A 25,147-nucleotide genomic window follows, 5' to 3' on the forward strand; every position below is an offset into this window, starting at 1 on the left:
TATAGGCGGAATAGGAAAAACCGACGATGTTACAGAATATATGCTCGCAACGAAACGTCACCACTTGCCAGCGCTTGAATGCCGTTGCCTGTATCGATCAACAATCGGCCATACGAGTCAATGCCAGTTGCGACACCACGTAAAATTTCATGGCCATTCTCTAATATCAGCACTTTCTTGCCAGTATAAGCATGATCCACATCCCACGCCTGCAGAAAAGGCGCTAAACCATGCTTCTCAAAAAGCTCGAGCATGGTGACCAGGGCATTCAGCACCTGGGCCAAGACATCGGTCATGGCCACCGCCGGTAATACTCGCGCTAAGGCCGCCGGCGGATTGGCCCGCGCATCAAGCTGTGCCGCCAGCGCAGCCTCACCATCCAGGTTAAGTCCAATACCGATCACCACTGTACTCGAGGTATTGGTACAGCGCACCGTTTCAATCAAACTGCCCGCCAATTTTGCGCCATCGAGCAAGACATCATTAGGCCATTTAAGTGCCAGCCGATGCGTATCCGTGCGCATCAGGGCGCGCAATCCAGCGACTATCGCGGTACCTACGGCAAGGCTAAGCCCAGCAAGTTCGGCAGGTGGCCGAGCTATTTTATAGGCAAACGAAAAAAGTAACGCATCGCCCGCCGCGGCAAACCATGGCCGCCCATGCCGCCCACGGCCAGCCGTTTGTTGATACGCAACCCGCACAATGGGTAGTGGGGGTTTATGCGCAGCCCTTAAATGGGCGATTAAATCAGCATTCGTCGAACCGGTCTTAGCCACCACCTCAATCGTCAATTTTTGTAAAGAGGCGGATAAAAGTGTACGAAGTCGCTCACCGTCAATGCGTCGTGTGTTAGATAATAGGGAAGTCGAAGAAAAAACCATAGTAAGCGTATTTTAACGGACCACGCACCACGCTACGTTAGTCTGCCGTACAATCATTGAATCAATCAGTTATAAAATAACGCTATGTTGCGATCTATCTTACGCCGTCTTGGTATGTTCGTGCCGACTTTTATCGGCATTACAATGCTTACCTTCACGCTTATCCATGTGATTCCTGGCGACCCAATCGAAGTCATGATGGGCGATCGCGGGATTACCCCTGAAGCTCATGCTGAAGCGATACATCGCCTCGGGCTTGATTTGCCATTACCGGTGCAATACTTGCGCTATTTATCAGATGTACTGCAAGGCAACCTCGGCACTTCGCTGGCCACTCATACGAGTGTGATGGGTGAATTTTTAGCGCGCTTTCCAGCCACGATTGAGCTCTCGTTGGGGGCGCTTTCTTTCGCCCTCATCCTTGGCTTGCCGATTGGTATTTTGGCGGCGCTTAAGGCTGGCTCGATTTTTGATCGCGCTATAATGAGCCTTGCACTGGCTGGCTATTCAATGCCTATCTTTTGGTGGGGCTTGATTTTAATTATGTTTTTTTCAGTGCAGCTTGGCTGGCTACCGGTATCGGGCCATCTGGCGATTCAATACGATATACCCTCCGTGACCGGTTTTACATTGATTGATACCTGGCTCTCCGGCCAAGAGGGTGCTTTGCGCTCTGCTTTGCGTCATTTAGTCTTGCCATCGGTTGTATTAGGCACTATTCCGCTCGCCGTCATCGCACGCATGACCCGCTCATCGATGCTTGAAGTTTTGCGTGAAAATTACATTCGTACGGCACGTGCCAAAGGGCTCTCGCCGAGCCGAGTGGTCATCGTCCATGCGTTACGTAATGCCTTAATTCCCGTGGTGACCGTGATTGGCCTGCAAGTTGGTTCGCTGCTTTCAGGCGCGGTGCTAACAGAAACTATTTTCTCTTGGCCAGGGGTTGGCAAATGGCTAATTGATGCGATCAACCGGCGCGATTATCCGATTGTACAAAGTGGAATTTTGGTCCTGGCCACACTGGTTATCATCGTTAATTTGTTAGTCGATGTGTTATACGGCGTGCTTAATCCGCGTATTCGCCACTCGAGATAACAATGAACCAATCCAATTTAGCGGAATTTTGGGCGCATTTCCGCACCCACCGGGGCGCTGTCTTAGCGGGCGGCCTGCTTATAGTATTTATGCTTGCCGCGATCTTTGCGCCCGTGCTTGCGCCGTATGATCCAACTGAGCAATATCGCGATGCCATTCGCGTCCCCCCCGTCTGGCAAGAGGGCGGCTCCTGGCGTTTTTTACTCGGCACAGACCAAGCGGGACGCGATATGCTTTCGCGCTTGATGCATGGCGCACGCTTGTCGTTTTGGATCGGCAGCATCTCCGTCTTGCTCGCGCTTTCACTGGGCACCGTGCTTGGCTTGTGCGCGGCATTTTTTCAGCGCTGGCTGGATGTGCCAATCATGCGTTTGATCGATGTACTGCTTGCATTGCCGGCACTTTTGCTAGCGGTCGCGGTCGTCGCCGTACTGGGTCCAGGGCTTACCAATACGATGTATGCCATCGCCATTGTGACCCTTCCCGGTTATGTGCGACTCACGCGCGCCTCAGCCCTGGCTGAATTAAGCAAAGAGTATGTGACGGCATCGCGCGTGGCTGGCGCAGGTACCTTGCGCTTGATGTTTTTGCAAGTATTGCCAAACTGCGCAGCTCCGTTGATTGTACAAGCAACGCTTGGCTTTTCGACGGCACTGCTCGATGCGGCAGCGCTTGGCTTTCTTGGCATTGGGGTGCAGCCCCCGCTTGCCGAATGGGGCTCAATGCTTGCTTCCGCGCGCGATTACATGAATAGCGCATGGTGGATGGTGACCCTGCCGGGCATTGCTATTTTGGTGACCGTTCTGTCTATTAACCTGCTTGGTGATGGACTGCGCGATGCGCTTGACCCCAAGTTAAAACAAATTCACTAATTTCAATGAAGCAAAATCTTTTAACTATCCGCCAACTCTCGGTCAATTTCGGCGGGCCGCCAGTCGTGGATCATATTGATTTCGAGATTGCGCCTGGCGAGGTTGTCGGTATTGTCGGTGAATCGGGTTGCGGCAAAAGCATTACCATGCTGGCCTTAATGGGACTGGTTGATGCGCCGGGTCAAGTGCGCGCCGACGAGATTAGCTTTGATGGTAAAGATTTGCTCAATGCATCGCCTCGTGCGCGGCGCAAAATTATCGGCAAAGATATCTCAATGGTGTTTCAAGACCCGTTGGCAAGCCTTAACCCAAGCTACACCGTTGGTGCGCAAATTAAGGAAGTCCTATGGCAGCATGAGAATTTGCGCGGCGCAGTGCTGCAGCGGCGTACGCTAGAGTTACTTGATCAAGTTGGCATTTCAGACGCCAAAAATCGTATGGATGCTTTTCCGCATCAACTCTCGGGCGGGATGAACCAACGTGTGATGATTGCCATGGCCATTGCCTGCAATCCAAAATTGTTAATTGCTGACGAGCCAACCACTGCGCTTGATGTCACCATCCAAGCCCAGATTATGCAACTGCTGGTTGATTTGCAAAAAGAGCATTGTATGGCTTTAGTCCTGATTTCGCATGATCTGGCAGTCGTCTCGCAAGTCGCTCGACGGGTGGCCGTCATGTATGCTGGCCAAATTGTTGAAACCAATCATGTCCCCAATATTTTTGAGCAACCGCACCATCCTTATACCGAAGCATTATTGACGGCGATCCCCGAGCATAATCGCGGCGCTAAGCGCCTAGTCGCCTTATCTGGCGTGGTGCCGGGCCAACACGACCGGCCACCGGGCTGCTTGTTTGAGCCGCGCTGCAAATATAGGATTGCAGCTTGTCAACAAACACGACCGTCATTAGCCCCTATTGCAGCAGGCGCTGTGCGTTGCATTAAGCCACTCAATTTGCCATCAGCTGGCAGCACGCCGGTAGTTGTTTCTCACTCCACATCATGAATGCACCAGACACCGTGCTCGTCGCGGACCGTTTAACCAAACATTATTCGGTACGCCGAGGATTTTTTGGACACAGCCAGGTCAAGGCATTGAATCAAGTGTCGTTTTCGCTCGCCCGTGGCAAAACGCTTGCTGTTGTTGGGGAGTCAGGGTGTGGCAAATCAACGCTTGCGCGCCAGATCACTATGGTTGAAGAGCCAACCTCTGGTACGCTCTTGATCAATGGCCATGATGTCGCCACCGCTGACCGCGCTACCCGCACAGCGCTACGCCGTTGCGTGCAAATGGTTTTTCAGCACCCATTTGCCTCGCTTAACCCGAGAAAAACCGTCGCCGCTACTCTGGCCGAGCCCCTCATCATTAATACTGACTTTGATCGCGCCACCCGCTTTACGCGCATTCAGGAGATGATGGCTACCGTTGGCTTACGGCCAGAGCATATGCGGCGTTATCCGCATATGTTTTCTGGCGGTCAACAACAGCGCATTGCGATTGCGCGGGCGATGATCCTTGAGCCGCAAATTGTGGTGGCCGATGAACCCGTCTCCGCGCTTGATGTGTCTATTCAGGCGCAAATCCTCAATCTCTTTATGGATTTGCAGGATCGTTTCGGCATTAGCTATGTATTTATCTCGCACGATCTGTCCGTCGTCGAACATATCGCGCATGATGTTATGGTGATGTACCTTGGGGGCATTGTTGAGTTTGGCGACAAGGCCACGCTTTTTGCCCGCGCTCGTCATCCCTATACGCGCGCCCTTATGTCTGCGACCCCGGCTATCCGCCCCGCTGAAAGACGGATTCAAATTCGCCTCGAAGGGGAACTGCCATCGCCACTTAACCCTCCGGCTGGTTGCACGTTTCATCAACGTTGTCCGTATGCGATTGAGCGTTGCCGACGTGAGGTGCCGATCTTACGTGAGGTGGATCATCGGCAGGTTGCTTGCCATCGGGCAGAGGAATTAGAGATTTAGTATGGTGTAGAAGGGTTCAGGGTTAAATCAACTTAGCATCCAATCATTAAACCGTTGGATAGCGTGATCCTGATTCTTGCACCAGTAGGCCGCATCAATGTGTCGCCCTCTCTCAAGATTCGTCGGATAACTTGTAAGATTCATAGCTTGCTCCGGTTTAATATAATTGAAAGCATCGGGCTGTGTTGGGCCAATGGCGTATGCTGCGAGCAGCGCCTGCCGCTCTGGGTCTGAGGCAAATTTGATAAATTCGCGGCATGCACCTGCATTAGGCGTGCCTTTTAAAATTGCCCAGCTATCGCACTGGTAAATATGCTGGTGCCAAGAAAATGCTACTGGCGCACCTGCATCTATTGCTGTTTGTACACGAGATATCCAAGCCGGTGTTAAATCTATCTCGCCGGATTTTAGCAGTTGCTCAACTTGTGGCCCACTCGTCCACCAGACACTAATATCCCGCTTGATTTTACTAAGACTACGAAACGCCCTATCAAGATCGCAAGGGTAAATATCATTCGCAGGGACACCATTAGCCATTAACGCAATCTCGGTCATGTCAAGCGGGTGCCTATATAAGCCACGCCGCCCCGCAAAATTTTTTATATCCCATAAATCTTTCCATGTTTGCGGTGCCTGATGTTTTTTAAATACATCAGTGCGATAAGCAAGCACGGTAGAATATACATTTGTTCCCACCCCATAAGGTGACATAAATTGTGGCGGAATTCGTGAAATAACAGGGTCAAGCTCAAGTTTATGTTTTTCCAGAAAGCATTTGTCGCCGCTGCCAGTCGTTAACAGTAGGATAGCCATTTCTCCCAAAGCGGCCATATCCCACAAGTAATTCTTTGATTGAACCATCGTTTGAATCTGGGCGGTAGGATTTGCGCTTGCAGGAACGCCAATAACTTCAATGCCCGTTTTTTTAGAAAAAGGCTTATAGAGCACCTCGTTATATGCCTGATTAATTATCCCGCCTGAATCCCGAATTAAGATTCGCTTTGAAGAGGCTCGTGAAGGGGTCATCATAAATGGAGCGCAAAGGGTGGTTAAAATGCCAACTGCCATTTTTTTAAGGGATTTGCGCCGATTAATAAAAAGTTTAGTTTGATCATCCATAAGTGCAGGCAGAAGGAAGAAAATCTTGCTCGTTATGCGTAAAAATTAATAACTTATTCTTGAGCAATCCAAGCAATTTCTTAAGTGCTGGCGAAAATATTTTGCCCCGCCTGACGACTAAGGAAGCTTCCACGCTGGTCAAAAGCGGGTTATCAATTTCAAGTGCAATCAATTGCCCCTCTCTAATTTCCTGGCGAGCTGCAAACGCAGTCATAATCGTTGTGCCATTCTTGACACTGGCGAATTTTTTTTGAGCACAACAAGAGTTCGTCGTTAATATTGTCTTTAACTGGATTTTCTCTAAGCGCTCTGCGGATTGAAGTAGCTTTCTAAAATTAAAAGAATTAGGTGGCAAAGCGAGCGGGTAACGAGATAACTCTTCGAAACTAACCTTTTGTTCGTGAGCTAGCGGATGGCTCCGACTCACTAACGCACGCATGGGTAGGAGCCTATTTGCATAACAAAGAATATCTGGATTAGGTATGTTATTAAAAATAATCCCAACATCTGCAGAGTCCGCTAAAACGCTAGTGACTATTTGAGAGGAGTTGTTAATTTCTTCGACAACTATATTTAAGTTAGGGTGTTCATGGCAAAAATCAGTAAATATGTCTTCCATAAGCGTATCGATATAAGCCGCTGGCAGAGCAAAGCGAATAGTTCCCCGCTTCATACTGCGCAACTCATCTAAACAAACTTCCATGTGATCTTGCTGCGCACGAGACGCCCGGTAGTATTCCAAAACAATCTTAGCCGCTTCGGTGGGTTTCATCCCATTCCGATGGCGTCGTTCAAATAATAGCGTTCCTAATTCCTTTTCTAGTAATTGAATGTGGCGTGTCACAACTGCCGCAGAAGTATTTAAACTATCTGCCGCAGCACATGCTGAGCCCGTGGAATAGACTGCATAGAAACAGCGAATGCGGCGCTGATTAATTTCGCTTGATAAGGATGGATTCATGCTTGTTTCTAACCCGCAGTGATTATTTAGTTACGTCTATCAAACAGCGTAAAAAACTCCTCTAAGTCACTAAAGTGTAGAACACAGTACAAAAATTAGGTGAGCTTTTTTGATTTTAATTGTTCTACTTTCTAAGAGAAAAGGTTGCAACAAAAGCAGCAACGCGAGGTAAGCACAAATTTTTATTGCACTAAATTCATAACGATAAAAAATAAAAATTGACCTTGTTGTGAATATCCCTTGTTACCCATACTAGAGCCAGAAAAGTTTATTGAAGATAAGCGTCCCTTCGATGCAACATGACTTTGGTTTAGGTAGCGGTATGAAAATATCGCGTCTTTTTTTAGACGTACCCTGATCGATAGAGCTTAAAAAAGCTTAGGGGCCGTCCTTGGTGGCTGGTGCTAAATGAATATTCAGATCAAGGAGATGTAGGCAAATGAATACTTCATCCGCTGATAGCGATGTTTTGGTGCATAAAAAGTGGCGATATTTTCTACAGGGACATAAAACTGGTATGTTTCGCTTCCCGTTTGCTTGTCTTCAATGGCAGAAACTAATGAATCTGCGCATCGGCATTATTCCATTACCGGCGTATTGCCTTACTCTTGTTTGCTTAGGCTTCCTCTTGGCCTTGGGGGAAATCTCCGGCGATATCTCCGTCATGATTGCGCTACTTGCCGTATTCGGTTTTACCTGTGCCGAATTGGGCGCACGTATTCCGGGCCTGCGTCAGATTGGTGGGCCAGTCATTGTCACTACCTTTTTACCCTCTTGCCTCGTCTATTACAAACTCCTGCCCAACGAATTAGTTAGTTCAATCAATAATTTCTGGCAATCAACTAATATCCTTTATCTATTTATTGCCTCTGTGGTCGTGGGCAGTATTCTTAGTATGAATCGCCTAACCATTGTAAGAGGTTTTGTTAAAATCTTTCTGCCCCTTGTCGCTGGCTCTATTGCCGCAGCCCTTTTTGGAACCCTTACCGGAATGGCCTTTGGCTTGAGCGCACACCAAACTTTCTTTTATATTGTTATTCCTATCATGGCCGGTGGTATCGGTGAGGGGGCTATCCCTCTCACACTAGGCTATGCTGACATTCTGAATCTGCCGCAAAAGCAGCTTTTTGCACAGATTCTGCCTGCTGTCATGCTTGGCAACTTAACCGCTATTATCTTCGCTGGCTTGCTCAACCAATTCGGTAAACGTCACCCCTGCTACACGGGCAACGGTCGTCTACATATCAACGACGATGGTACGTTACTAAAGAAAAATAATAATGCCGTGGCTTCGGTTGAAAATATCGCCGCTGCTGGCATGATCGCAATTACGCTCTATATCATGGGTATCCTCGTGCATAAGCTTATAGGCTTACCAGCTCCCGTTACGATGTTTTTTCTAGCAGTGCTCGCTAAGCTAACTTATGCGGTTTCACCTAAATTAGAGGATGGCGCGCACACGGTTTATCACTTTTTCTCAACCACAGTCACCTATCCGTTACTCTTTGCCATTGGGGTCACTATTACCCCTTGGAATGATTTATTAGCCGCTTTTAATTTAGCAAATATCGTTACCATTTTCGTGACGGTGCTAACCCTGACTACGGTTGGCTTTTTTGTAGGCCGCTGGGTGGGCCTCTATCCGATTGAAGGAGCGATTATTAACGCTTGCCATAGTGGCATGGGGGGTATTGGTGATGTGGCCATTCTTACCTCGGCTAATCGCCTGCAGCTTATGCCTTTTGCGCAAATGGCAACGCGCCTAGGGGGAGCGCTCACTATCACTGTCGCAATTGGCTTACTCGGATTAACTGCCTAAATACCGAATAGCAGCAACAATCGTATTAAGTTGGTTACACACAAGCGTCATATGTAGCGAATCTATACACCCGCTTAGGTTCTTTGCTATACTCTCGTTTTAAGTGGCCCGGTAGCTCAGTCGGTAGAGCAGCGGACTGAAAATCCGTGTGTCGGTGGTTCGAACCCGCCCCAGGCCACCAGCATTTCAGGACTTGCATGATTGCAAGTCCTTTTTACTGTCAGCATAGGTTCCATGACAGGAGACTAAAGTGACGGCACAAACACATCCTCATAGCCGCGCACTCGTACTATTCTCTGGCGGCCAAGACTCTGCTACGTGTCTGGCATGGGCGCTTCAGCGGTACCATCATGTTGAGACCATCAGCTTTGATTATGGTCAGCGACATCGGATTGAACTTGAATGCCGCAGCCATTTCCGAGCGCGCCTTATAGAAACCGAAGCCTTTGCACCCTGGCGTACGCGTCTACACGACGATCATTTGGTTGATTTATCGATGTTCGGTTCGTTAAGCGACACTGCCATGACGCGTGACGTTCAGATTGAAACGCTTGCTAACGGTTTGCCAAACACCTTTGTGCCAGGCCGCAATTTGATGTTCCTGACGATGGCCGCAGCGCTTGCCTATCGGCGTGGCTTGCAAGTACTGGTAGGCGGTATGTGCGAGACGGATTTTTCTGGTTATCCCGATTGCCGCGACGATACCCTCAAGGCATTGCAAGTTGCCCTCAATCTGGGGATGGATCGTCGTTTTGTCATTGAAACCCCACTGATGTGGCTTGATAAAGCGCAAACATGGCAACTAGCACACACGCTTGGCGGTGATACATTGCTTGATTTAATCCGCCTTGAAACTCATACATGTTATCTTGGTGAGCGTAGTACGCTGCATGACTGGGGCTATGGCTGCAGTGAATGCCCATCCTGTCTATTACGTAAACGGGGTTATGAAACTTTCATAGCTGGCCTAAATTAAAGACGTGGCGGCCTTAAGTCGATAGAGTTCTTTGTCATGGCGTTTTATTCAATTAAAGAAATTTTTTATACTTTGCAGGGTGAAGGTATTAATGCCGGGCGGCCTGCTGTGTTTTGCCGCTTTGCGGGCTGCAATCTCTGGTCCGGCCGCGAGCAAGATCGCGCGCAGGCGATTTGCCGTTTTTGTGATACTGATTTTGTTGGCACAAATGGCGAAAATGGCGGCAAATACAAAGGCGCCGCTGCAGTAGTCGCCCAGATTGCCTCGCTATGGCCGGCAGGCGCGGCGCATCGCTTGGTCGTCTGTACCGGCGGAGAGCCGTTACTACAGCTTAACGGTGAATTGATCGCAGCGCTGCATGCCGCACAGTTTGAAATTGCGCTTGAAACCAACGGCACGCTGCCTATACCAGCAGGCATTGATTGGGTTTGCGTCAGCCCCAAAGCGGCTGCGCCGTTGGTCGTCACACAGGGCAATGAACTCAAAGTGGTGGTGCCGCAGGACCATCAGCAGCTCTTGGCTTATGAAAAACTCGACTTCGATCATTTTCTGGTGCAACCGATGGATAATGCAGCACGCGAGCTTAATACGCGCTTTGCCATCGATTGGTGCAAGCAGCATCCGCGTTGGCGGCTATCGATGCAAACCCATAAATATTTACACATTCCCTAAATTTGTCCTGCCGTGTTAACCATCACTCGTAAACTTGAATTTGATGCTGGTCACCGTATTCCAGACCATCGCAGCCTATGCTGCAACCTGCATGGTCATCGTTATGTGCTTGAAATTACGCTAACAGGCAAGCCAATCGCCACCGAAGGCGCGCCTGATCGCGGCATGGTGATGGATTTCGCACAGGTCAAAGCGCTCGCCCTTCAGCACTTGGTCGAGCACTGGGATCATGCTTTTTTAGTGTATGCTGGCGATACTGCAGTACGGACCTTTCTTGATACGCTGCCAAACCATAAAACGGTTGTCCTCGAACAGATACCTACCGTCGAAAATCTGGCCGCGATTGCGTTTGATACACTTGCTCTGACGTATAACAGTCACTATGGCGCAGATTTAAGGCTTAAGCGGGTGCGCTTATATGAAACACCCAATTGTTGGGCCGAGGTTGAGCGCCCTGCGAGTTTAAACACTGCCTAACTCTGTATTAAAGGTTTTTGCCGACCCATACTCATGATTAAACCAACCGCAATACCCAGCGTAACGAGGGCCGTCCCACCGTAACTCATAAAAGGCAACGGCACCCCGACTACTGGCAATAAGCCAATCACCATGCCAATATTGACGAACGTATAGGTAAAAAAGCTTAAAGTGAGCGAGCCTGCCAATAAACGAGCAAAAAGGGTCGCGCCATTAGCGGCAACATATAATCCGCGCACAATCAAACATAAATAAAGCAAAAGTAAAGCAATACTGCCCACTAGGCCAAACTCCTCTGCATACACGGCAAAAATAAAATCGGTATGCCGCTCAGGAATAAATTCGAGATGGGCTTGAGTACCTTTTAACCAGCCTTTACCAAACAAGCCCCCCGAGCCAATCGCGATCACCGCCTGAATCGTATGAAAGCCTTTCCCAAGAGGATCGGTGGTTGGGTCAAGTAAGGTGCAAACACGGTGTTTCTGATAGTCATGCAATAATGGCCATTGCACTTGCGGTTGGCAGATTTTTTGTTGAAATACAATCAGCGAGCCCGCTGCAATCGTAATCGCAAGTAATACCGGTACAATTAATTTAAAGCTCAAACCAGCCAAATAAATGACAAAAAATCCGGCCGAAAACACCAGCACTGCGGTACCTAAATCAGGTTGCTTAGCGATCAAACCGACCGGGACTGCCAGCAATGCTAAGGCCACAATATGGTCATACCAACGCAGCGCGCCCTCACGCCGCTGGTAATACCACGCCAGCATTAATGGCATCGCAATTTTCATGATTTCGGAAGGCTGAATCACCAACCCAAGATTGATCCACCGTTGCGCGCCTTTGCGTATCAGGCCAAAGAGTGCAACGGCAATCAGTAAACTAATACCGAACGTATATAAAGGAACCGCCAAACGGCTTAACACTTGGGGCGATAAATTGGCAATTCCCCACATTAGGACGAAGGTCAATAAAATGTTGCGCAATTGGTCTTGCACACGACCTGGCATATTAAAGCTCGCGCTATATAAGGTCAGCATGCCGACCGCAATTAAGGCTAAAACAAACAGGAAAAAAGGCCGGTCAAAACCGACGAAAAGCGGTTTAATGCGTTTTAAATAAATTTTAATCGACATTCTAGTCCTCAAGCCAAGAGCGCTAGCAGTGGCTCATTATTGTTTGATGGCACGTTTTTCAATGGCAGTGACAGGCGTGGCTGGCATTGCAGCAGCGCTGGTTTTGGGCTTGAGACGATCCACCAAATAGTAATCAAGCAGTTTGCGTACAATCGGCGCCGCAGCTCGCCCACCCCAACCACCATTTTCGACAACTAAAGCAAGCGCAATAGATGGCTTATCAGCAGGTGCGTAAGCAATAAATAATGCGTGATCGCGCCGATTCTCGGCCAGCGTATGCGCACGATATTTTGCACCTTGCAGCGAGAACACCTGAGCTGTACCGGTTTTACCGGCGGCTTGATAGCCTGCCCCTCTAAAAGCATTCGCCGCAGTACCTTGGGTGATAACTCCGACCATCGCGCGCTTAATAAAATTAATATCCTGCTGGTTCACATTGACCTGATAACTTGCGCTTGGCACAGTCAGACGGGTTTCATGCGTGAGCGGATGCTCGATTTCTTTTACCAGATGAGGCTTCATCACCACGCCATTATTAGCCAGTATCGCGGTTGCATGCGCCATTTGCAAAGTAGTAAATGAGTTATAACCTTGCCCGATCCCCAAATTAATGGTGTCGCCGTCGTACCATCTTTGCAAATCAGAGCGTCGGTGGGCCTTCTTTTTCCAGCCGGTCGAAGGCAATACGCCTCTCGTCTCACCGTCAATATCAATGCCGGTTAACTGACCAAAGCCCCATGGCGCCATAAACTCAGCCATTGCATTCACGCCCAGGTCACGCGCCAACATATAGTAATAAGTGTCGCACGACAGCACAATGGAGCGATACATATCAACCCAGCCATGCCCCCCGGGCACATCATCGCGGAAAGTGTGCCCCCCCAGGGTATAAGACCCAGGATCCTGAAAACCCCATTGCGGGGTACGCTTACCCAATGCTAACGCGGCCAGCGCAACAAAGGGTTTATAGGTTGAGCCTGGCGGATAAGTGCCTTGCAATGGACGATTCAAAAGCGGCCGATCGGTTGACGTATTGAGTTCATCCCAGGTTTGCTGATCAATCCCATCAACGAAAGCGTTGGGATCAAAACTAGGGGCGGAAACGAAAGCCAAAACATCGCCACTCGCAGGCTCGATCGCCACCAGCGCCCCACGCCGGCCGGCAAAGGCTTGCTCGGCAATTTGCTGCAAATTAATATCCAGTGAGAGCACCAGGTTATTGCCCGCGACTGCCCGGCTATGCGACAAAGTGCGTACTCGGCGTCCACCCGCGGTCACTTCGACCTCTTCAAAGCCAGTCTGGCCGTGTAGCTCAGTCTCGTAGCTTTGTTCAACGCCAATTTTGCCGAGATGGTCAGTGCCTTTATAATTATTTGCATCAAGCCGCGGATCATAAGGTTTAAGCCCGCTATTATTGAGCTCGCTTGCGTTCCGAATGCGCTCCTGGTCACGCTGCGAGAGCCGGCCAATATAACCAATCACGTGCGCCGCAGTTGTGCCAAGTGGATATTGGCGAAACCAACGAATACGCACTTCAACGCCAGGAAACCGAAAGCGCTGCGCAGTGAACCTTGCCACCTCGGTATCGGAAAGGCGGATACGCAATGGCAAGCTTTCAAAATTTTTTGAATCTTCTAACAGCTTTTTAAAGCGGCGCCGATCCCGTGCATCAACCGCTACAATTTGCGACAGGCTATCAACCACTTCGTCTAGTGTGCCATTAATTTTTGAGGGCGTAATTTCAAGCGTGTAAGCAGAGTAATTTTTGGCCAACACAATACCGTTGCGATCGGTAATAATGCCGCGGTTTGGCATAATTGGCGCGACCGCAATACGGTTTTCATCCGCCTGTAATGAATATTGTCCGTAGCGCCAGATTTGCAAATATAGAAAACGTCCCGCCAATAGCGCAAAACACAAAAACACAAATATCGCGGCCGCTGCCACGCGCAAGCGGAATTGCTGTAGCTGCTGCTCGGTATTTTTGAATTCAGGCATGAATTTAGGCCCAAGCGACTAATGAGCCCAACTTAAAGGCGAGTAAAAGCCCTAACCCGCCAACCGATATCCGCTTTATGATAAAACTAAATCGCTTTATCATATTGGACGCGTATCATCAGTATTGGCTGAGCGCTTTTGCGGCGCGAGCAGCAGGACACTGGCCACTGGCCATAGCGCCGCTTCGACCAAACCGTCTATCAAATATCCCCACCCCGGAAAAGCAGCGCCGGTCATCAAGCGAATCGTAAAGGGTACGATTTGTGCCAGCAGAAGTAACGGCAAGACATGCAGCGCCTGCCCTAGCAGGGGAGACCACAAGACGCGGCGATGAATCATAATGGCGCCATATGAAAGCAAGGTATAGGCAAGCGCATGCTCACCCAACAAGCTGGCATCATGTACGTCCATCAATAGGCCCAAGCCAAACGCAATCCCCATGCCAACTTTGCGCGGCTGATGGATATTCCAAAATAGTACAACCAACGCGACAAAATCCGGCATTCCCATCAGCCGCCCCCAAGGCAGCAGATTTAATACAAAAGCAACGATCAGGCTAAACGCAATAAATAACGGATTCACCGGCAATAAGATGTGATGCAAGCGGTTCATTGCGGGCCCTGGTTTGTCGTATCTGGCGCTGGAGCGCTCTGGCTTTTGGCGCTAGTTTTCGGTTTTATATTTTTACGCTTAACAGAATTCGTGGGCGTCGCGCTCGCGGTTGCTTTAGCTTTAGCTTTAGCACCGGCATTGTTTCCAGCTGCATTCAATGTATTTTTTGCCGCGTCATTTAACTCAAGTGGCGGCGGGTTTTCATAATGCAGCACCAGCAACTGGCGTGTCCCTCGGACCGGAGTGTAAGGTACGCAAATGACCCGGGCGAATTCAGCGCCATCTTGACGCTCAACCCGCAGCACCTTTGCTACCGGCAAACCTGGCGGAAAGACCCCATCCAGACCACTGGTGACTAATTGATCATCCGCTTGGATATCCGCACTGACTGGGATATAGCGCAATTCAAGCAAATCGCCGCGAGGCGTACCAGAGATAATACTTCTAACCCCCGTGCGCACCAATTGTACAGGCACCGCCTGATCTTTATCCGTCAATAGAGTCACTTCTGCTTGCAGTGGATAAACCCGGGTTACTTGACCAATCACGCCCTCTTCATTGACCACTGGCGCGCCGGCTTGCACGCCCTGCCGCAGGCCACGGTCAATGACCACTTTTTGCGTAAAGGGATCATGAGCATCATATTGAATTTCAGCGAGCACCGTACCCACTGTTTCGCGTTGTTCAAATTGCAGCAATGCGCGCAGATGGGCATTTTCAGAGCCAAGTTGAACCGCTTGTAACGCTTGCAGTGCGAGTTTTAAGTTGCGTGTTTTGAGCTCCTGGTTTTCAGCCCGCAAGGTGGTCAGCGTGACAAAGAACCCTGAAATACCACGCACCAGATCACGCGGCGCAAGCGCTACGCGTTGTAACGGATAAAGCCCAGTGCCAATAACTTGGCGTAGCGTTTCAAGCGTACGATAGCGCGCATCGGAAATCAGCAAGCCGAGCGCGAGCGCAACGAAAACCATCAGCCGCGCAAATGCAGACGGCCCCTGCTTGAAAAGTGGCGGCGGACTGTATTCCATGGTCGGCGCCAATCATTAGTTATTCGTGTCGTGCCATCGCGGCACCGACACGCTCTTGTTTATCAATCATGCGAAAAAATGCTGCCCAATTTATCCATCCGCTCTAGCGCCATGCCTGAACCGCGCACCACGCAGGTGAGCGGATCTTCGCCTATTAGAACGGGTAGCCCTGTTTCTTCAGCAAGCAGACGATCAATATCGTGCAACAATGCCCCGCCACCCGTCAGCATCATGCCACGTTCGGCCACATCCGCGCCGAGTTCAGGCGGCGTTTGCTCCAGGGCGATTTTGACTTGCGAGACAATTTGATTCAAGGGCTCAGTCAGCGCCTCAAGAATTTCATTGCTAGAAACCGTAAAGCTGCGCGGAATGCCCTCTGATAAATTGCGCCCTTTGACTTCCATTTCTTTAACTTCAGAACCCGGAAAAGCCGAACCAATTTTCTTTTTAATCGTTTCTGCGGTTTGCTCGCCAATTAACATACCGTAATTGCGACGGATATAATTGACAATAGCCTCATCGAATTTATCGCCGCCAACGCGTACCGATCCTTTATAGACAATACCGCCGAGCGAAATGACGCCGACCTCAGTCGTGCCACCGCCAATATCAACCACCATCGAACCGGTGGCCTCAGAAACCGGCAGGCCTGCGCCAATGGCAGCGGCCATGGGCTCCTCGATCAAATAAACTTGAGAGGCGCCAGCGCCGTGCGCAGCTTCTTTGATGGCCCGGCGTTCAACCTGAGTTGAACCACACGGCACGCAGATAATAATCCGCGGCGAAGGCGACAACATGCGCGACTCATGGGCCATTTTGATAAACTGCTTAATCATCTGCTCGGTGACCGTAAAATCCGCGATCACCCCGTCCTTCATTGGGCGAATGGCCTCAATATTGCCCGGCACCTTGCCAAGCATTTGTTTGGCTTCTTTACCGACGGCTTGGATGGTTTTTTTGCCATTTGGCCCGCCTTCTTGGCGAATTGCCACTACCGACGGCTCATCTAAGACAATGCCTTTGCCGCGCATATAAATTAGCGTATTCGCGGTACCCAGATCAATCGCCAGGTCATTAGAGAAATAACTACGCAGAAAACCAAACATTCAAGGATCCTAACTGACTCAATAAAATAGCTAATCATACCTTATAATTTGCCTTTACTTGCAGGAAAACTCTTTTTGTGCTGCAAATTGATTTTCCACAAAACTTCGATTTTCTATTTAGTTTTTCCGGTTAATCCACTTCTTTTTCGTTATTTTTATGGCTTTGACCTTAACTGATGTAAAAAAAATCGCTCAGCTTGCCCGGCTGGAGCTAGCTGCTGGCGAGGATGAGCACACGCTGACTGAGCTTAACCATTTTTTTGATCTGGTCGCTCAAATGCAGTTGGTCGACACAACCGGGGTCGAACCCCTGGCTCATCCAATTGAACAAATTCAAGAAGCGCGCTTGCGCTTGCGTGATGATGCGGTGACTGAAACCCCGGCCCGCGATGAATATCAGCGCAATGCGCCCGCCATACAAGACGGCCTTTACCTAGTACCCAAAGTGATCGAATAGCCGCCACCCAGCCTAAAAACGATGACGTTATTTCATCTCTTTATTCACTGCGTTTGCTTTTTTCGGAAAACCGCACGATGCATCAAAAGAATTTAACTGAGCTGCGCCTAGCGCTTGATACCAAAGCCGTGTCAGCGGTCGAACTCGCGCAGCACTTTCTAGCACGCATTAAAGCTGCCAGTGCGCTGAATGCCTTTCTTGACATTAACCCGGAGTGCACGCTCGCATCTGCAGCGCAAGCCGATATAGCGATTGCCAACGGACACGCAGGACCTTTAACCGGCATTCCGATCGCCCATAAAGATGTCTTTGTGACCCGCCACTGGAAATCTACCGCTGGCTCAAAAATGCTCGCTCACTATAAGAGCCCGTTTGAGGCCGCCGTAGTTGAGCGGTTAGCCAATGCCGGTATGGTTTGCGTTGGCAAAACCAATATGGATGAATTCGCCATGGGGTCTTCCACTGAAAACTCCTTTTTTGGTTCGACCCAAAATCCATGGGATCTTAGCGCGGTGCCAGGCGGCTCATCAGGCGGCTCGGCCGCCGCCGTCGCGGCTCGGTTAGTGAGTGCGGCCACCGGCAGCGATACCGGCGGTTCGATTCGCCAGCCCGCCGCGTTCACTGGCGTGACGGGCATTAAACCAACCTATGGCCGCGTTTCACGACACGGCATGATTGCGTTTGCCTCGTCACTTGATCAAGCGGGTCCAATCGCGGTCAGCGCAGCAGATTGCGCGCTTCTTCTCAATGCCTTGGCAGGCTTTGATCCACGCGACTCAACCAGCCTTGAGCGTGAGACCGAAGATTTCAGCCGCTACCTCGGACACTCATGGAGCGCTCAGGTCCATGCCAGTCAGCCAACGCCAACTCGACAAGAGCAGCCTAATTTAAAAGGTCTACGCATCGGTTTACCCAAAGAATATTTTGGCGCCGGTTTAGCCGCTGATGTACGCACGGCGATTGAAGCTGCGCTTAAGGTATATGAATCATTAGGGGCGACGCTGATTGAAATTTCATTGCCTAAGACCGAGCTCTCCATTCCGGTGTACTACGTGCTGGCCTCAGCTGAAGCGTCCTCTAATTTGTCGCGCTTTGATGGCGTGCGCTACGGACACCGTGCGGCACACTATCGCGACCTTGCCGATTTGTACCAAAAAACGCGTACTGAAGGGTTCGGGGCAGAAGTTAAACGGCGCATTCTGATGGGTAGTTACGTGCTGTCGCATGGCTATTACGATGCATATTATGTTCAAGCACAGAAAATTCGCCGCATCATCGCCCAGGATTTCCAGCAAAGCTTTGCTCAATGCGACGTTATGATGGGGCCTGTGTCACCGACTGTCGCCTGGAACCTAGGTGAAAAAACCGATGATCCTCTGCGCATGTACCTAGCAGATATTTACACTCTATCTATCAGTTTAGCGGGCCTACCTGGCATGAGCGTACCTTGTGGTTTTGGCAGTGGGGATACCCCTTTAAGGCCGGTTGGCCTACAAATCATTGGCAACTATTTTAGCGAAGCGCGCATGCTGCAAATTGCGCACGCTTTTCAACAAGTGACAGATTGGCATACCCGTATGCCAGCGGGAGTTTAAGTATGCAATGGGAAGCCACTATCGGCCTTGAAACACACGCACAACTCACTTGTGTTTCGAAAATTTTCTCCGGCGCTTCAACGCAGTTTGGGACGCCCCCCAATACGCAGGCCAGTGTAGTAGATCTTGCGCTACCAGGCGTTTTACCCGTCATGAATCGGACCGCAGCTGAGCTCGCGATTCGTTTTGGTCTGACGATTGGCGCCACCATCACGCCGCGCAGTGTTTTTGAACGCAAGCATTATTTTTATCCAGATCTACCTAAAGGCTATCAAATCAGCCAGTGCAAGCTTCCTGTCGTACAAGGCGGCACCTTGACAATCCATGTCCCGGCGCACGAAAAAACCAAACAAGCCGCCTACCAAAAAACCATCCACCTCACCCGCGCGCATCTTGAAGAAGATGCCGGCAAATCATTGCATGAAGATTTTTCTGAGATGACCGGCATTGATTTAAATCGCGCTGGCACGCCCTTACTAGAAATTGTGACCGAGCCCGATATGCACAGCGCCGCCGAAGCGCTGGCCTATGCCAAAACCTTGCATACGTTGGTGGTATGGCTTGGTATTTGCGATGGCAATATGCAAGAAGGGTCATTCCGCTGCGATGCCAATGTATCCGTGCGTCCAATCAACCAAGCAGAGCTTGGCACCCGCACTGAAATCAAAAATCTCAATTCTTTCCGCTTTTTGGAAGAGGCGATTAATTACGAGATACAACGTCAAATTGAGTTGCTTGAAGATGGCGGGACGGTTAAACAGGAAACACGTTTATATGATCCCGAACGGCGCGAGACACGCCCGATGCGCAGTAAAGAAGATGCGCATGATTACCGCTATTTTCCTGACCCAGATTTGATGCCGTTGGTGATTGATTCCGCGTGGATCGAACGCGTGCGCAGCACCTTGCCAGAACTACCTGCCGCCATGCAAATACGCTTAATTGAGCAATATGGGCTTAGCCCCTATGATGCCGCTGTGTTGACTTCGTCAAAAGCGCTGGCAGCCTATTACGAGGGCGTCGTTACACAAATCAGCGCACTGCAAAAAAACCAAGCGATTGATCCAAATTTAGCCAAAGCCGCGGCCAACTGGGTGATGGGTGAACTTAGTTCACAGCTCAACCGTGACAGCATTGAAATCAGCGCTTGCCCGGTCTCCGCTAAGCAACTCGCGCGGCTACTCGTGCGCATTGCCGATGGCACACTTTCAAACAAACTTGCCAAAGAAGTATTTCAAGCGATCTGGGATGAGAAATCTAATGATGAGCAGGCAGCAGACCGCATCATCGAAGCCAAAGGATTGCAACAAATCTCCGATACGAGCGAGCTCGACGCAATCATAGAGGCGGTGCTCACCGCCCATCCAAAATCCGTCGAGGAGTTCCGTGCGGGTAAAGAAAAGGCGTTTAATGCGCTGATCGGCCAAGCGATGAAAGCCACCCGCGGTAAAGCCAACCCGCAACAGGTCAATGAGATTTTAAAGCGAAAACTAGCTTGATCATTTCCCGATAGGAAGCATCGGCTAGTTTATGGATATTCTAAAAAATAGGATCGTGATTTAACTCAAATGTTACGCATCATTAGTGCCAACCTGAACGGCATCCGTTCAGCGGCAAAAAAAGGCTTTTTTGACTGGTTCGGCAAACAACAAGCCGATATTGTCTGCGTGCAAGAGTTAAAGGCGCAACAAGACGATATGACACCTGATTTTCTAGCACCGCATGGTTATCACAGCTGTTTTCAGCATGCCATTAAAAAAGGCTACAGCGGAGCGGGTCTCTATATGCGACACGAACCCGATGACTGCATTATCGGCTTTGGCAACCCTGAATTCGATGCTGAAGGGCGTTATGTTGAGATTCGTTACGGCACGCTATCGGTCGTGTCCGTCTATATGCCCTCTGGCTCCAGTTCGGATGAGCGGCAACAAGCAAAATTCCGCTTCATGGACGCTTTTATGCCGCATTTGATTGAATTAAAGCAGCAACGCGAAGTCATTTTATGCGGCGATATCAATATTGCACATACGGAAATGGATATTAAAAACTGGAAGGGCAATCTAAAAAATTCCGGTTTTTTGCCAGAAGAGCGCACCTGGCTTACCAAGCTTTTTGATGAAGTAGGGTATGTGGATGTTTTTCGTAAACTTGATCCACGTGCTGATCAATACACTTGGTGGAGCAACCGAGGACAAGCCTATGCAAAAAATGTCGGGTGGCGCATTGATTATCAGCTTGCAACGCCGGCGATTGCCGCACAGGCAATCAACACTTCAATCTTTAAAGAGATCAAGTTCAGCGATCATGCGCCGTTGACCATCGATTATGCGTATACATTGAAATAGGATCGCATTTTTTAGGTCTGCCGAGTTTTCCAAGGCGCAATCCAAGGCAACAATAACATGCCTGGCAGGGCCAGCGCGGTACATACAAAGAAGAATTCAAACCAGCCGACCTGCTCAACGATATAGCCAGCACCTGCATTAGCAAAGGTGCGCGGCACAGCGGACAAGCTGGTAAAGAGGGCAAATTGAGTCGCCGAGTAACGTGGATTCGTAGTCTGCGCGATATAGGCAATAAATGCGGCTGTACCAAGCCCGGTAGCAAACATCTCACAAGCAATCACCATCGCCAGCCAAAACTCCACCGGCCCCATATGCGCAAGCCAAGCAAAGCTTAAAATGGCCACCATTTGCGCCACACCAAACAACCATAAGCCACGTGCGATGCCAAGTTTCAGCAGCGACACGCCACCAACAATGCCGCCGCCAATACTCGCCCAAAGTCCAACCGTTTTGGCGATCATCCCGATCTCGGTTTTAGTGAACCCCAGATCCAGATAAAAAGCCGTGGCCAGCGAAGTCGCCATACTATCGCCCAGCTTGTACAAAAACATAAAAGCCAGAACCAGTACAGCATGCCGCCAACCATTACGCATCATGAATTCTTGCAAGGGTAGTACGACGGCATCTCGCAATGTTTTGGGGGGCATGATGTGCACATTGGGTTCGCGCACGATACAGGTCAAGATAATGCCTGGCAACATAAAAGCCGCCGTAATCACAAAAACTTCCGACCATTGAAGGAGGTCTGCCAAAATCAATGCTAATGCGCCGGGTACCAAACCGGCAATTTTATAAGCATTGACATAAATCGCGGTGCCAAGCCCTTGTTCCTGATCATTTAACAGTTCCCGGCGATAAGCATCCAGCACAATATCTAGGCTCGCACTAAAAAATGCGAGTGCTGCAGCCAGTGCAGCAACCGCCCACAACGTATCATGAGGCGAAACAAAACCCAGCGCAGCGATGGTGCCAGCCACCAATAATTGCGTGCAGAGCATCCACGCACGCCTTCGCCCTAACGGCACGCCGGGCAGCTTGGGGATAAAGCGATCCATCATCGGCGCCCAGATAAATTTCCAGGTGTACGGAAATTGGATCAATGCAAACAGCCCAATTGACTCCAGATCGATTTTTTCAGAACGCAGCCATGCTTGCACCAAATTAAGCAAAACGAAGAGCGGTAAACCCGACGTGAAGCCTAAAAAAAAGCAAATCAGCATGCGCGTGTTGAAATATACGCCCCAGCCGTGCTTAAGCTTCATATAAAGAACCTATATCAGTTTGCGATTCCTAGCGTGCTAGATGAGCCTGCTAGCCATATCGTTTGACACGACAAACCACAAGACTACCACGCCAATTTGGTTCTCAACGCACAACCGCCCCCCCGAGGCAAAACTATGCGGTCAATAATTTCAATGCCCGCCGCATACGCATGCGCTTCAAAATCACGCACGGTCAATCTTCGGACATTCGGAGTGTTGCGCCACTGATAGGGCAAAGACGCTGATACCGGCAGGCGGCCACCCAGCACAGTCTCTGACAAAATTTTCGTTGTACAGTGAATAGTTTGGCTGTGACAATACCAACCGATGATGTCATGCTAACTGAGATAGGCCGCCTAATGTAGTGAGGTTACACCAAGCCAGTGCGCTTGAGCAGGTTAGCTGCAGCAATTAATGCGAGCGAATCACCGTGCCAAGCGATTGCTCAGTCAATATTTCAAGCAGTAGCGAATGCTCGATGCGGCCATCCATAATATGCACCGACGGCACACCGCTTTTGGCCGCATCAAGGGCAGCATTGATTTTAGGCAGCATCCCGCCAGAGATGGTGCCATCTGCAAATAGCGCGTCAATTTGGGAGGTGCTTAAATCGGTCAGCAGCGTGCCTTCTTTATCCATCACACCAGCAATATTTGTCATGATCAATAATTTTTCCGCATTGAGTATGGTGGCCAGTTTGCCCGCGACCCAATCTGCATTTAAATTATAAGAAACACCATCACCGTCAAAGCCGATCGGCGAAATTACTGGAATGAAAGAACCACGTTGCAAAGCCTTAACGACGGCCGGATTAATTGTCTCAACCTCGCCCACTTGGCCAATATCCAGAAATTCGCCCACGCGTTCCCGATCTGGCACCTGCATCCGGCGCGCCCGAATCAAACCACCGTCTTTGCCGGTCAAGCCGACCGCCTGGCCGCCATAATGGTTAATTAGCGAGACAATTTCTTGTTGAATTTCGCCGGCCAAGACCCATTCGACGATACTCATCGTTTCTGCATCGGTGACACGCATGCCTTGTAGAAAGGCGCGCTGCTTACCCACTCTTTGCAAAGCTCGATCGATTTGCGGCCCACCGCCATGGACCAAGACTAAATTAATGCCGAGCAGCTTGAGCAATACCGCATCGCGCGCAAAGCCTTGCTTGAGATGCTGTTCAGTCATCGCGTTACCACCATATTTGATGACCACAGTTTTACTGTGATAGCGTTGAATATGAGGCAGCGCTTCCGCGAGAATATGAGCCTTTAATTCACTCGCTATTAACGATAAATCAAGTTGTTTGGACATAGCAGCAATAACTCAGCAGTAAGTGTTGTAAGGTGCATAAACGCCAATCAATACGCTTACAAAATATAACGCGATAAATCTTCGTTTTTAGCAACATCGTTGAGTGCTGCATCCACATAAGCCGCATCAATTTTCACCTGTTGCTTGCCTTGGCTGCCCGCCACGAAGGCAATTTCTTCCAGCAATTTTTCAATCACGGTATAAAGCCGGCGCGCACCAATATTCTCGGTTTTTTCATTCACTAAAAAGGCAATTTCCGCCAAGCGACGAATGCCATCTTTAACAAAATCCAGCTTTACGCCATCCGTCCCTAAAAGCGCTTCATATTGCTTCACTAAACTTGCGTCAGTGCCACTCAAAATAGCTTCAAAATCTTCAACGGAGAGTGAGTCGAGCTCAACCCGAATTGGAAAACGCCCTTGTAACTCAGGAATTAAATCACTCGGTTTAGATAGATGGAAAGCGCCACATGCGATAAACAAAATATGATCTGTTTTAACCATGCCATATTTAGTGCTCACGGCTGTACCTTCAACCAGTGGCAATAAATCACGCTGCACCCCCTGGCGCGATACTTCGGCTCCGCTGGCTTCACTGCGCGAAGCGATTTTGTCGATTTCATCGAGAAATACAATGCCGTTTTGCTCAACGCTCTGCACGGCTTTTGATTTGACCTCGTCGTCATTCAGCATCTTCGCCGCTTCTTCATCGGTCAAAAGCTTCATCGCTTCTTTAATGCTAACCTTGCGTCGCGTTTTACGCCCACTCCCCATACTCGAGAGCATACTGCGAATTTGCTCCGTCATTTCTTCCATCCCGGCCGGCCCCATAATATCCATCGTGGTGGCCGCCGACTCTAAATCGAGTTCAATCTCTTTATCATCGAGTTTGCCTTCGCGCAAACGCTTACGAAAGGTTAGGCGCGTTGCATTATTTTTTTTATCATTGTCGGCTTTGTCGTCCGCCTCTTGATGTTCTGGCTCTACCGCGTCAGGCGATGCGTTGGCCGCTAACGAACGTGGCGTCGGCAATAAGATATCGAGAACTCGCTCCTCAGCAAAATCCTCTGCTTTAGTAAGCACCTTACGCATTTCAGATTCGCGCGTTTGCTTAACGGCAATCTCGATCAAATCACGCACAATGCTATCAACATCGCGGCCGACATAGCCCACTTCAGTGAATTTAGTGACTTCAATTTTGATAAAAGGCGCCTCCGCTAACTTCGCCAGACGGCGAGCGATTTCGGTCTTGCCTACGCCAGTTGGGCCAATCATCAAAATGTTTTTAGGGGTAATTTCCTGGCGCAATGGCTCTGCCACTTGCTGCCGGCGCCAACGGTTGCGTAGCGCAACGGCTACCGCGCGCTTGGCTTTATCCTGGCCAATAATATGCTTGTTCAGTTCCGAGACGATTTCGGCGGGGGTCATATTGCTCATATCAG

General features: G+C 49.7%; 23 protein-coding genes, 1 tRNA gene and 1 pseudogene. 13 read left to right on the top strand and 12 right to left on the bottom strand.

Annotated elements, in window-relative coordinates:
* Positions 1–29 precede the first annotated feature (29 nt).
* Positions 30–881: a biotin--[acetyl-CoA-carboxylase] ligase gene (locus tag KMZ15_RS08660; RefSeq protein ID WP_223692722.1), complete on the bottom strand. Its 852-nt coding sequence runs from the start codon at positions 879–881 to the stop codon at positions 30–32.
* An 84-nt stretch (positions 882–965) separates the two neighbouring features.
* Here KMZ15_RS08660 and KMZ15_RS08665 point away from each other — a divergent pair, with 84 nt between their 5' ends.
* The 4 genes from KMZ15_RS08665 to KMZ15_RS08680 are packed head-to-tail and all read left to right on the top strand — an operon-like array spanning position 966 to position 4,829.
* Positions 966–1,976 (top strand): ABC transporter permease subunit, encoded by a 1,011-nt coding sequence (locus tag KMZ15_RS08665; RefSeq protein ID WP_223692724.1) that lies wholly within the window; start codon positions 966–968, stop codon positions 1,974–1,976.
* 2 nt (positions 1,977–1,978) lie between these two features.
* Positions 1,979–2,848 (top strand): ABC transporter permease subunit, encoded by an 870-nt coding sequence (locus KMZ15_RS08670; protein WP_223692726.1) that lies wholly within the window; start codon positions 1,979–1,981, stop codon positions 2,846–2,848.
* A gap of 5 nt (positions 2,849–2,853) precedes the next feature.
* Positions 2,854–3,855 (top strand): ABC transporter ATP-binding protein, encoded by a 1,002-nt coding sequence (locus KMZ15_RS08675; protein WP_223692728.1) that lies wholly within the window; start codon positions 2,854–2,856, stop codon positions 3,853–3,855.
* A complete protein-coding gene (locus KMZ15_RS08680; protein ID WP_223692730.1) occupies positions 3,852–4,829 on the top strand; it encodes a peptide ABC transporter ATP-binding protein in 978 nt (325 codons plus the stop codon). Before KMZ15_RS08675 ends, KMZ15_RS08680 begins: the two co-directional genes overlap by 4 nt.
* 27 nt (positions 4,830–4,856) lie before the next feature.
* Here the strand turns inward: KMZ15_RS08680 and KMZ15_RS08685 are convergent, their stop codons facing one another.
* Positions 4,857–5,948 carry an ABC transporter substrate-binding protein gene (locus KMZ15_RS08685; RefSeq protein WP_223692733.1) on the bottom strand — a complete coding sequence of 364 codons (1,092 nt, stop codon included), beginning with the start codon at positions 5,946–5,948 and terminating at the stop codon, positions 4,857–4,859.
* Positions 5,941–6,909 (bottom strand): LysR family transcriptional regulator, encoded by a 969-nt coding sequence (locus KMZ15_RS08690; RefSeq protein WP_223692735.1) that lies wholly within the window; start codon positions 6,907–6,909, stop codon positions 5,941–5,943. Before KMZ15_RS08690 ends, KMZ15_RS08685 begins: the two co-directional genes overlap by 8 nt.
* Positions 6,910–7,468: 559 nt before the next feature.
* On the opposite strand from KMZ15_RS08690, the gene KMZ15_RS08695 reads away from it, so the two are divergent.
* The 5 genes from KMZ15_RS08695 (at position 7,469) to KMZ15_RS08715 (ending at position 10,853) form a co-directional block, all read left to right on the top strand.
* Positions 7,469–8,728 carry a 2-hydroxycarboxylate transporter family protein gene (locus KMZ15_RS08695; protein WP_223692737.1) on the top strand — a complete coding sequence of 420 codons (1,260 nt, stop codon included), beginning with the start codon at positions 7,469–7,471 and terminating at the stop codon, positions 8,726–8,728.
* Positions 8,729–8,833: 105 nt separating this feature from the next.
* Positions 8,834–8,909, top strand: a tRNA-Phe gene (locus KMZ15_RS08700).
* A gap of 69 nt (positions 8,910–8,978) precedes the next feature.
* Positions 8,979–9,704 (top strand): 7-cyano-7-deazaguanine synthase QueC, encoded by a 726-nt coding sequence (queC, locus tag KMZ15_RS08705; protein ID WP_223692739.1) that lies wholly within the window; start codon positions 8,979–8,981, stop codon positions 9,702–9,704.
* Between the two features lie 36 nt (positions 9,705–9,740).
* On the top strand, positions 9,741–10,376 hold the full coding sequence (queE, locus tag KMZ15_RS08710; protein WP_223692742.1) for a 7-carboxy-7-deazaguanine synthase: 636 nt from the start codon (positions 9,741–9,743) through the stop codon (positions 10,374–10,376).
* A 12-nt stretch (positions 10,377–10,388) separates the two neighbouring features.
* On the top strand, positions 10,389–10,853 hold the full coding sequence (locus tag KMZ15_RS08715) for a 6-carboxytetrahydropterin synthase (protein WP_223692744.1): 465 nt from the start codon (positions 10,389–10,391) through the stop codon (positions 10,851–10,853).
* Here KMZ15_RS08715 and rodA read toward each other — a convergent pair.
* The 5 genes from rodA to KMZ15_RS08740 all read right to left on the bottom strand — a co-directional run bounded on the left by rodA (position 10,850) and on the right by KMZ15_RS08740 (position 16,736).
* Positions 10,850–11,992, bottom strand: a complete 1,143-nt coding sequence (rodA, locus tag KMZ15_RS08720) for a rod shape-determining protein RodA (RefSeq protein ID WP_223692746.1) — start codon at positions 11,990–11,992, stop codon at positions 10,850–10,852. The two genes, KMZ15_RS08715 and rodA, sit on opposite strands and share 4 nt — an antisense overlap.
* Positions 11,993–12,028: 36 nt before the next feature.
* Positions 12,029–13,990 (bottom strand): penicillin-binding protein 2, encoded by a 1,962-nt coding sequence (mrdA, locus tag KMZ15_RS08725; protein ID WP_223692748.1) that lies wholly within the window; start codon positions 13,988–13,990, stop codon positions 12,029–12,031.
* Positions 13,991–14,089: 99 nt separating this feature from the next.
* A complete protein-coding gene (mreD, locus tag KMZ15_RS08730; protein WP_223692750.1) occupies positions 14,090–14,602 on the bottom strand; it encodes a rod shape-determining protein MreD in 513 nt (170 codons plus the stop codon).
* Entirely contained in the window at positions 14,599–15,630 is a 1,032-nt protein-coding gene (mreC, locus tag KMZ15_RS08735; RefSeq protein WP_223692753.1) for a rod shape-determining protein MreC, read from the bottom strand. The genes mreD and mreC overlap by 4 nt, the downstream gene beginning before the upstream one ends.
* Before the next feature lie 62 nt (positions 15,631–15,692).
* A complete protein-coding gene (locus tag KMZ15_RS08740) occupies positions 15,693–16,736 on the bottom strand; it encodes a rod shape-determining protein (RefSeq protein WP_223692755.1) in 1,044 nt (347 codons plus the stop codon).
* Between the two features lie 157 nt (positions 16,737–16,893).
* Here KMZ15_RS08740 and gatC point away from each other — a divergent pair, with 157 nt between their 5' ends.
* The 4 genes from gatC to KMZ15_RS08760 all read left to right on the top strand — a co-directional run bounded on the left by gatC (position 16,894) and on the right by KMZ15_RS08760 (position 21,133).
* On the top strand, positions 16,894–17,193 hold the full coding sequence (gene gatC, locus KMZ15_RS08745) for an Asp-tRNA(Asn)/Glu-tRNA(Gln) amidotransferase subunit GatC (RefSeq protein ID WP_223692757.1): 300 nt from the start codon (positions 16,894–16,896) through the stop codon (positions 17,191–17,193).
* A 77-nt stretch (positions 17,194–17,270) separates the two neighbouring features.
* Positions 17,271–18,788, top strand: a complete 1,518-nt coding sequence (gene gatA / locus KMZ15_RS08750) for an Asp-tRNA(Asn)/Glu-tRNA(Gln) amidotransferase subunit GatA (protein WP_223692766.1) — start codon at positions 17,271–17,273, stop codon at positions 18,786–18,788.
* A gap of 2 nt (positions 18,789–18,790) precedes the next feature.
* Complete coding sequence (gene gatB, locus KMZ15_RS08755) at positions 18,791–20,287, top strand: Asp-tRNA(Asn)/Glu-tRNA(Gln) amidotransferase subunit GatB (protein ID WP_223692768.1); 1,497 nt, start codon at positions 18,791–18,793, stop codon at positions 20,285–20,287.
* A 69-nt stretch (positions 20,288–20,356) separates the two neighbouring features.
* Positions 20,357–21,133: an exodeoxyribonuclease III gene (locus KMZ15_RS08760; RefSeq protein ID WP_223692771.1), complete on the top strand. Its 777-nt coding sequence runs from the start codon at positions 20,357–20,359 to the stop codon at positions 21,131–21,133.
* Positions 21,134–21,144: 11 nt separating this feature from the next.
* Here the strand turns inward: KMZ15_RS08760 and KMZ15_RS08765 are convergent, their stop codons facing one another.
* The 4 genes and pseudogenes from KMZ15_RS08765 to hslU form a co-directional block, all read right to left on the bottom strand.
* Entirely contained in the window at positions 21,145–22,395 is a 1,251-nt protein-coding gene (locus KMZ15_RS08765; protein ID WP_223692773.1) for an AmpG family muropeptide MFS transporter, read from the bottom strand.
* Between the two features lie 103 nt (positions 22,396–22,498).
* Positions 22,499–22,664: pseudogene (locus tag KMZ15_RS08770) on the bottom strand (methionine biosynthesis protein MetW); the annotation flags it as partial.
* A 142-nt stretch (positions 22,665–22,806) separates the two neighbouring features.
* On the bottom strand, positions 22,807–23,706 hold the full coding sequence (gene argB / locus KMZ15_RS08775; RefSeq protein ID WP_223692775.1) for an acetylglutamate kinase: 900 nt from the start codon (positions 23,704–23,706) through the stop codon (positions 22,807–22,809).
* Positions 23,707–23,762: 56 nt separating this feature from the next.
* The gene (gene hslU / locus KMZ15_RS08780) at positions 23,763–25,142 is read right to left on the bottom strand and encodes an ATP-dependent protease ATPase subunit HslU (RefSeq protein WP_223692778.1); all 1,380 of its coding nucleotides are present in this window, start codon (positions 25,140–25,142) and stop codon (positions 23,763–23,765) included.
* Positions 25,143–25,147 lie beyond the last annotated feature (5 nt).

Source organism: Mycoavidus sp. HKI, from assembly GCF_020023735.2.
Lineage (GTDB): Bacteria > Pseudomonadota > Gammaproteobacteria > Burkholderiales > Burkholderiaceae > Mycoavidus.